At 68.0% G+C, this 7552-nt stretch carries 8 protein-coding genes; 4 read left to right on the top strand and 4 right to left on the bottom strand.

Annotated elements, in window-relative coordinates; genetic code table 11:
• Positions 1 to 813: deoxyguanosinetriphosphate triphosphohydrolase family protein (locus G4D87_RS29915; protein WP_504112735.1), on the top strand; the 813-nt coding region annotated here is incomplete at its 5' end.
• A gap of 15 nt (positions 814 to 828) precedes the next feature.
• Here the strand turns inward: G4D87_RS29915 and G4D87_RS39670 are convergent.
• Both G4D87_RS39670 and G4D87_RS29905 read right to left on the bottom strand, forming a co-directional pair.
• A complete protein-coding gene (locus G4D87_RS39670; RefSeq protein WP_240358720.1) occupies positions 829 to 1539 on the bottom strand; it encodes a hypothetical protein in 711 nt (236 codons plus the stop codon).
• Between the two features lie 52 nt (positions 1540 to 1591).
• Entirely contained in the window at positions 1592 to 1774 is a 183-nt protein-coding gene (locus tag G4D87_RS29905; protein WP_163786109.1) for a hypothetical protein, read from the bottom strand.
• 96 nt (positions 1775 to 1870) lie between these two features.
• Between G4D87_RS29905 and G4D87_RS29900 the strand changes: the two genes are divergently transcribed.
• Positions 1871 to 2545 (top strand): SOS response-associated peptidase, encoded by a 675-nt coding sequence (locus G4D87_RS29900; RefSeq protein ID WP_163786108.1) that lies wholly within the window; start codon positions 1871 to 1873, stop codon positions 2543 to 2545.
• 10 nt (positions 2546 to 2555) lie between these two features.
• Here the strand turns inward: G4D87_RS29900 and G4D87_RS29895 are convergent, their stop codons facing one another.
• Both G4D87_RS29895 and G4D87_RS29890 read right to left on the bottom strand, forming a co-directional pair.
• Positions 2556 to 2945: a DoxX family protein gene (locus tag G4D87_RS29895; RefSeq protein WP_163786107.1), complete on the bottom strand. Its 390-nt coding sequence runs from the start codon at positions 2943 to 2945 to the stop codon at positions 2556 to 2558.
• A 58-nt stretch (positions 2946 to 3003) separates the two neighbouring features.
• The gene (locus tag G4D87_RS29890; RefSeq protein ID WP_163786106.1) at positions 3004 to 4518 is read right to left on the bottom strand and encodes an Hsp70 family protein; all 1515 of its coding nucleotides are present in this window, start codon (positions 4516 to 4518) and stop codon (positions 3004 to 3006) included.
• A 351-nt stretch (positions 4519 to 4869) separates the two neighbouring features.
• On the opposite strand from G4D87_RS29890, the gene G4D87_RS29885 reads away from it, so the two are divergent.
• Complete coding sequence (locus tag G4D87_RS29885; RefSeq protein ID WP_240358719.1) at positions 4870 to 5658, top strand: pesticin C-terminus-like muramidase; 789 nt, start codon at positions 4870 to 4872, stop codon at positions 5656 to 5658.
• A gap of 304 nt (positions 5659 to 5962) precedes the next feature.
• Positions 5963 to 7432, top strand: a complete 1470-nt coding sequence (tnpC, locus tag G4D87_RS29880; RefSeq protein ID WP_163786104.1) for an IS66 family transposase — start codon at positions 5963 to 5965, stop codon at positions 7430 to 7432.
• The last annotated feature ends 120 nt before the right edge of the window (positions 7433 to 7552 follow it).

The following is a 7552-nucleotide window of genomic DNA, read 5'->3' as shown; positions in this document are numbered from 1 at the left end:
GCGCGGGACAAGGCGCGCGTATCGGAGAAGAAGTTCGGTTACTTCCAGGACGATGAGGCCCTGGCGCTGGAGGCGTACCAGGCCATGGGCCTGGTGGAGCGGGAGCCCGGCGTGTTCTCTCGCCATCCGCTGGCGTTCCTCGTCGAGGCGGCGGATGACATCTGCTACGCGGTCATCGACCTGGAGGACTCGGCGAAGCTGGGGCTGATTCCCATCAAGGATGCGTGTGAGCTGCTGGACGCGGTGTTGCCGAAGCCAGTGAATGGCCCCGTGCGCCCGCCGCCGTCGCATCCGGAGACGCGGCTGGCGCAGGCGCGAGCGCGGGCGATTGGCGAGCTCATCCAGGCGTGCGTGAAGGTGTTCCTGGAGAACGTGGAGGCGATGGAGGAGGGGAAGTGGGAGACGCCGTTGGCCGCTGCGTATGCCGACGTGGCGAAGCCGTTGAAGGCCATCCGCCACCTCACGCGGCGCTACGGCTATGAGAGCGAGCGCGTGCTCCAGATTGAGAGCGCGGGCTTCAAGACGCTGGGCGGCCTGCTGGACATGTTCGCGATGGCGGTCGTCACCGACACGCCGAACCGCGAGGAGAAGAAGCTGCGGCAATTGCTGCCACTGGACCTCTTCCAGCGTCCGGAGCACGCCCGGGACACGGCGGAAGCGCCCGCGTCCCGGGATGAAGCCATCACCGAGGCGGTGGCCCGGCTGTCGAAGTACCAGCGATTGCTGTGCGTGACGGACTACATCTCCGGCATGACGGACGGCTTCGCCGTGGAGTTGTTCCAGCGGCTGTCTGGCATCAAGCTGCCGACGTGATTCGCGTGGCGGGCTTCAGTCCCCAGCAACGGCAATCTGCCAGTCGCCTTCGGGGGTGATGCCCACGCGCAGGCCAAGGTAGCTGCCCTGGTCCTTCATCCCCTCGATTTCCTCGTCCGGGTAGACGCCCTTGAGCGCGCCCCAATCCTTGTCGGACGTCGCGCCGGTGACGTGGACGGCAGGCCAGAAGTAGAGATTGCCCTGCTTCGCGTAGGGCAGGTTCAGGACCTTGACGATGCGCGCCAGCTCCGGGTTGCCCAGCTTCTCCGCTGCACGCCAGTACTCGCCCGCGTCGGTGCCGTCGCCGAAGGTGAACCGCACGGCCTTGCCATTCTCGTCCGCCAGGGTGTTGAGCGCCGTGTAATCACAGGCCACCGACGCGGCGATGATGCGCTGACGCATCGACTCCACGGGCGCTGGCAACGCCGGAGCGGCTGGCGCCACGCGCGGAGACAAGCTCGCCGCTGAGCAGGTGCCCTGCTCCGCGGCCGGCGCTCCCGTGTACTCGCCGACGCCCGAGTCGGCATTGGCGGCTCCCGCCGTTGCCGAGCCCGGCACCGCGGCATCCGAGCTGCCCGCGCCCTGGGGCTCCGTGCTTGGGGCGGAGGGGTGCCCCTTGTCCGGTGCGACAGGAACGACAGGCGCGGCGGCGGGGCTGGAGGTCCGCTCGGTGCAGGCGACGAGCGAGGCGACGACACAGAGAGAGATGAGTGAAGTCCGGTTCATGGCCCGCCCGTTGTAGTCCAGCGGACAGGCGGCAGGCTCCGGATTCCGCTGCTCAGCCGCCGCCTTTGGGTGAATCGATGACGACGGCGAAGGGGTCGAAGGGCTTGTCATCCTTCTTCTTCGTGGTCGGCATCCCGAACTCGCCGGTGGGGTGTTCGGGCCGGACTGACGTGTACGGGTCTATCTTCACCGGAACACCAAACACCTTCGGGCTCTTCTTGGGTCCGTCGCTCATGCCGCCCATGCTACCGCAGCGGCCCCCCGCCTGTTCGGCTGCACCGGCAAGGCGTCTTCTTGGGCATTCGGCCCGCCAGGGCGATACTTCCTGCCCATGTGTGGCCGTGTCACCGTTCGAACCTCTCCTGAGCAGATTGTCACCGGGCTGGGCCTCGCGGGCATCCGTACCGCCGTGGAGCGTCCGCGATTCAATCTCTGTCCCACGCAGTTGATGCCCGTGGTGACCAATGATGGCGCGCGGATGCTGGACGCCTTCCGCTGGGGCCTCGTGCCGTCCTGGGCGAAGGACCCCGCCATTGGCAACAAGCTCATCAACGCCCGAGGCGAAACGGTGGCGGAGAAGCCCAGCTTCCGCTCCGCGCTCAAGCGGCGCCGGTGCCTCGTCGTGGTGGATGGCTGGTACGAGTGGAAGCAGTCCACGAAGCCGAAGACGCCGTTCCACTTCCACCGCAAGGACGGGCAGCTCCTGACGCTCGCGGGGCTGTGGGAGGAGTGGACCGCGCCCGACACGGGCGAGGTGCTCAACACCTGCACCCTCATCACCACCGGCCCCAACGCGCTGATGGCGCCCATCCATGACCGGATGCCCGTCATCCTCGAGCCGGCGGCCCAGGAGGTGTGGCTGCGTCCGGAGCCGCAGGAGGCCTCGGTGCTGCTCCCGCTGCTGGTGCCCTTCTCCGAGGAGTCACTGGACGCCTACGAGGTGTCGCGCGTGGTGAACTCCCCGGCGAACGACACCCCGGCGTGTGTGGAGCGCGTGGCCGCCTGAGCCGCGCGCCTCAGCCGCGGCGGCGGACCTTCGCGTCGAGGCTCCACGGCCCCGCGCCGATGAGCGCGATGGCCGCCATGACGGTGAGGTAGAGCAGCGCCAGCTCCATGCGGCCGAAGGGGTCCGCGCGGTGCCGGTAGAGCGCCACCACCATGGTGAAGCCCGCCATCGCCGCCGCCGGGCGCGTGAAGAGGCCCACGGCCACCAGCAGCCCGCCCAGGAACTCCGCCAGCGTGGCGCACCAGGCGAAGAACGTCGGGAACGGGAAGCCGAGCTGCGCCACGCCCGCCGCGAACCTGCTCATGTCGCCAGTGAGCTTGGACAGGCCGTGTCCCAGCGCCAGCGAGAGACCGAACACCACGCGAATCAACGTCAAACCCACCGCGGACTTGCCCACCATGCCATGGACCTCCCAGGTCGCCCGCGCATCCTCGCACGGCGGCGTGCGTCACGCTGCGTTACGCGGAGCGCTTGGGCGCGCGCATGTCGCTGATGGCCAGCGGATGCCGGGCGCCCTGAGGCGAGACGAGCGCGGCGTCGAGGACGAAGTCCTGGCCCATGCGGAGCTCCAGCGTGGTGGGGCCCTTGTGGGTGGTGCGCCAGTCCAGCTCGACGCGGACGGTGCCCAGCAGCTCGCGGTCCACGGTGGTGGTGTCCAGCGCCTCGAACAGGGCGATGGAGAGCGGCCCGGGAATCATCGGCAGCTCCAGCGTCACGGACTTCGTCGCGGGCACGGGGGTGTTGGCGGGGATGACCTCGTGCTGCGCGCCGCCGGGGACCATGATGCTGATGGGCATGGGCACCACGTCCGCCAGGCCCGAGATTCCGCGCGCCAGGTTCCGGCCGAGGATGGCCGCGCCCACCGCCACGCCGAGCTCCGGGTGCACCTCCTTGTCGGAGGACAGGCGCTTGAAGTGGGAGAAGCGCTGACGGATGGCGGGCATGCGCGTCTGACCGCCGACCAGGACGAGCTCGTCAATCTGGTCGGGCTTCAGCTGCGCGCGCTCCAGCACGTCGTCGCAGGCGGAGGCGGTGCGCTCGATGAGCTGGAAGACCATCTCCTCCAGGCGCTTGCGGGTGAGCGTGTAGTCGAAGTCGATGAAGCCGCCGTCCTTCTGGGCGATGCACGGCACGCGGAGCACCGTGGCGTCGCGCTGGCTCAGCGACATCTTCGCGGACTCGGCGGCGAAGACGAGCCGCTGCATCACCACCTTGTTCCCGCGCAGGTCGATGCCGTGCTTCTGCTGGAAGTCGTCCACCAGCATCTCGACGATGCGCTCGTCGAAGTTGGCGCCGCCCAGGAAGGCGTCACCGCCGGTGGCCAGCACCTTCACCACCTTGTTCTGCACCGCGAGCAGGGTGGCGTCGAAGGTGCCGCCGCCCAGGTCGAACACCATCACCGTCTGCTCGGGGTTGCGCAGGTTGGCGTAGTAGAGCGCCGCCGCCGTCGGCTCGTTGACGATGGCGCGCACCTGGAGCCCGGCCTGCTCCGCGGCGTGGCGGACCGCCGCGCGCTGGCGGCTGCTGGCATGCGCGGGCACGGTGAGCACGCACTCGCGGAAGGGCGTTCCGGCGGCGTGGTTCGCCAGCGTGAGAATCTGCTGGATGATGAGGTGCGCCACGTCCGTCAGCGACGTCTGCTTCCCGTACATCGTCACGGCCGTGTAGCCGTCCTCGGCCTCCACGAGCTCGAAGGCGTACTTGTCCTTGTGCTGCGTGACGTACTCGGACTGGAAGCGGCGGCCCAGGAAGCGCTTGGCGCCGAAGACGGTGTGGCGCGGGTCGTCAATGATTTGCCGCCGCGCGGCGTGGCCGACGATGGCCTTGTCCGCCGCGTGGAACCAGACGACGGAAGGCAGCGTGACGCTCTTGTCCGTCACCGGAACGACGCGAAGCTTGCCGGCCTTGTCGAAGAAGGCCGCGGCGGTGTTGGTGGTCCCGAAGTCGATGCCAAGGATGGAGCCCGTACTCATCACCGCGGACTCTCCCACGTCCCGTCGGCGCGTTCAGCCCCTGAAAGCGCCCCGCGTCCAACGTGGGTGGGTCACTTGAAGCCCGGTTGCTCTTCGCTTCACTCCCGGGCGGCGCTGCGCGGTGACGGGCAGCGGAAATGTGCCGCTGGGTGGCTGGCGGCTGTGACAGCTCTGTTGCGAATCGCTGCTCTAGGTCGAATTCAGGTGAAATCACGCACTGCGGCTTGATGGAGGGGGATGTAGGTGGCAGTCTTCGTACTGTAGGTGGATTTTCCACGGACTCAGTGAGGACTTGCCATGACTGGAATTGATCGCTCTTCGTCTTCGAGAAGCTCCCAGCGGGATTCGCGGGTGTCTGGAGGGGACTCCGCTCGGGGCCTCCGGAACGAGGCGAACCGGCGGGAGGACGCGCGGCAGCCGGAGCAGAACCAGCCCAAGGGCTATTCGGTGAAGGACGGCTGGGATTCGCGGCCCGCCCATGCGGCGAAGCAGCTGCAGCCGGCGGCCGAAGCCCAGCCCGTGCTGGCGGAGGGGGAAGTTGCCGCCGCGACGGAGCCTGACGTCGACTGGGACTTCATCGCCGAGCAGGAGGGCCGGGCGGTACAGGACGGCTATGTCCCGGACGCGGCGGGCAGCAACAGCGGCGTCACCGTGGGCACGGGCGTGGACCTGGGCGCGCGGGACATGGCCGACCTGGACCGGCTCGGCCTGTCGGACGCGCTGAAGACGAAGCTGGAGCCCTACCTGGGCAAGCAGGGCCAGGAGGCCGCGGACTTCCTGGCGGAGAACCCGCTGAACCTGACGGCGGACGAGGTCAAGGAGCTGGACCGGGCCGTGAAGGGCGAGGCGCTGGACAACGTGGTCAATGAGTACAACACGGAGGTCGACCGCCTCAACGCCGCGGACGGTGGCAGCCGGCCGAGGTTCGCGGAGCTGCCGCGGGAGATGCAGACGGTGATTGCCTCCGTGGGCTTCCAGTACGGCTCGCTGAAGACGGCCACGCCCAACTTCTTCGCGCAGGTGACGGAGCAGCGGTGGGACGACGCGAAGGCCAACCTGGAGGACTTCGGTGACCGCTATCCGTCACGCCGGGGTCGCGAGGCGGACCTGCTGGGCGAGGGCATCGCGACCCTGAGCTGAGCCGCCTGTTTCAAACGAGGCCCGGAGCGCGGCGCAGACGCCGAGGCTCCGGGCCTTTTCATGTCCGGTGGCATCGCCTCGATGTTCGCCCAGGCTGTCTGGGAATGAGAGGGAGCCGGTCGCCAGGGAGAATGAATGTCAGGCAATCACGACTCTGAACTTCCCCGCCGCAAGCCCAAGGCCTTCATCTTCTTGGAGAGTAACCGTTCACCGGTTGGAGCCTGCTTGAAGGGACTGCCGGGCAGCGGACGGTGGGCGGGACGGCGCTCGACGGTGGCGGCCGTGGCGTGACACACCGCCACTCGTGGCGGAGTTCGACCCCAAGGATGCGCGCATCGCGGAATTGGAAGCGCAGGTGGCCGCGCGCGACGCGGTCATCGTCGAGCTGATGGCGAAGGTGGAAGCCCTCACGGCGCGCGTGGCTGAGTTGGAGGCGCGGCTGAGGCAGAATTCGAGCAACTCCTCGAAGCCGCCCTCCTCGGACGTCCCGGGCACACCGCGCCCGCCGAAGAAGCCGACGGGGCGTCGACCCGGCGGCCAGCCCGGGCACAAGAAGCATGAGCGAGGGTTGCTGCCACCTGAGGAGGTGCAGCACTTCGTCGAGTTGGTCCCCAAGGAGTGTAGGGGCTGTGGAAGTTGGCTGGTCGGCAGGGATTCCGAGCCGCGCCGCCATCAGGTGGTGGAAGTTCCGCCGCTGTCGGCCATTGTCACCGAGTACCGCAGCCACGCTTTGGAGTGCGGCGCGTGCGGCGCGTGCGGCACGGTGACGCGGCAGCCGGTGCCCGCGCACGCCAGCAGCGCCTTCGGGGACAAGCTGAGCGCGCTGGCCAGCCTTCTGGTGGGCAAATACAGGCTGTCCAAGCGGCTGGTGAAGGACGCCCTCTCGGACATGCTGGGCGTGGAGGTGTCAGTGGGCAGCGTCAGTAATCTCGAAGGGGAGATGACGGACGCCCTGTCCCCAGCGGCGGCCGAGGCCCTCTCGTACGTGCAAGCGGCCGACAAGGCCCACGCGGACGAGACGGGGTGGGTGGAGGGGCGCAAGGAGGGCCGGGGCCATCGTGCCTGGCTGTGGGTGGCCGCCACGGCCCTGGTGGTGGTGTTCCAAATCGCGCGAAGCCGTGGCGGTAAGGTGGCCAAGGCCCTGCTGGGTGAGGACTTCCTGGGCATCCTCACCACGGACAGGTGGGCTGGGTATGACTGGTATGACAAGGGCCTGCGCCAACTCTGCTGGAGCCATATAACGCGCGACTTTCAAGGCTTCATCGACCGCGGAGGCGAAGGCTGCCGCATTGGCGAGCGGTTGATGCGCGAGCGCCACCGCTTCTTCAAGTGGTGGCACCGGGTGCGCGACGGGACGCTGGCTCGAGAAGACTTCGAGCAGCGGATGAAGAAGGTACGACGCACGGTGGGCCGACTGTTGCGTGAGGCCGAGGTTCGCGCGGAGAAGAAGACGGCGGGCATGGCACGAGAAATCCTCAAGCTGGAGGAGTGCCTCTGGACCTTTGTCGACGTGCCCGACATCGAGCCGACGAACAACTTCGGCGAGCAGTGCATCCGCCATGCTGTCATGTGTCGCAAGACGTCCTTCGGGACGCAGGGCCCCGATGGTAGCCGTTTCGTCGAGCGAATCTTCACGACGGTGACGACGCTCAAGCTGCAGAACCGAGGTGTGCTGGAGTTCCTGACGGACACGCTGGGGGCGCACCGCCGCGGCCTTCAAACACCCTCGCTACTACCTCTGGCTGAAGCCCCTCAGTTCGCTGATGCCGCATAAGCCGGTGAACGGTTAGGGCCCGCTCAGGAATTAGTTAGCCGAATAGGGGAATAGCCAGAGGGGCCGAGCGCGTTGGCCGGGTATGGACGCGGAAAAGGCCGTGGCGGAGCGATACCAGGC

Origin of the sequence: Myxococcus vastator, assembly GCF_010894475.1 — a bacterium.
Taxonomy (GTDB): Bacteria; Myxococcota; Myxococcia; order Myxococcales; family Myxococcaceae; genus Myxococcus; species Myxococcus vastator.
The sequence above is the reverse complement of the archived record's forward strand: the minus strand, read 5'-3'. Positions and strand labels throughout refer to the sequence as shown.

Coding starts and splice junctions, on each gene's coding strand:
- G4D87_RS39670 (WP_240358720.1), bottom strand. CDS start 1,539: ATGAACCGGACTTCACTCATCTCTCTCTGTGTCGTCGCCTCGCTCGTC.
- G4D87_RS29905 (WP_163786109.1), bottom strand. CDS start 1,774: ATGAGCGACGGACCCAAGAAGAGCCCGAAGGTGTTTGGTGTTCCGGTG.
- G4D87_RS29900 (WP_163786108.1), top strand. CDS start 1,871: ATGTGTGGCCGTGTCACCGTTCGAACCTCTCCTGAGCAGATTGTCACC.
- G4D87_RS29890 (WP_163786106.1), bottom strand. CDS start 4,518: ATGAGTACGGGCTCCATCCTTGGCATCGACTTCGGGACCACCAACACC.
- G4D87_RS29895 (WP_163786107.1), bottom strand. CDS start 2,945: ATGGTGGGCAAGTCCGCGGTGGGTTTGACGTTGATTCGCGTGGTGTTC.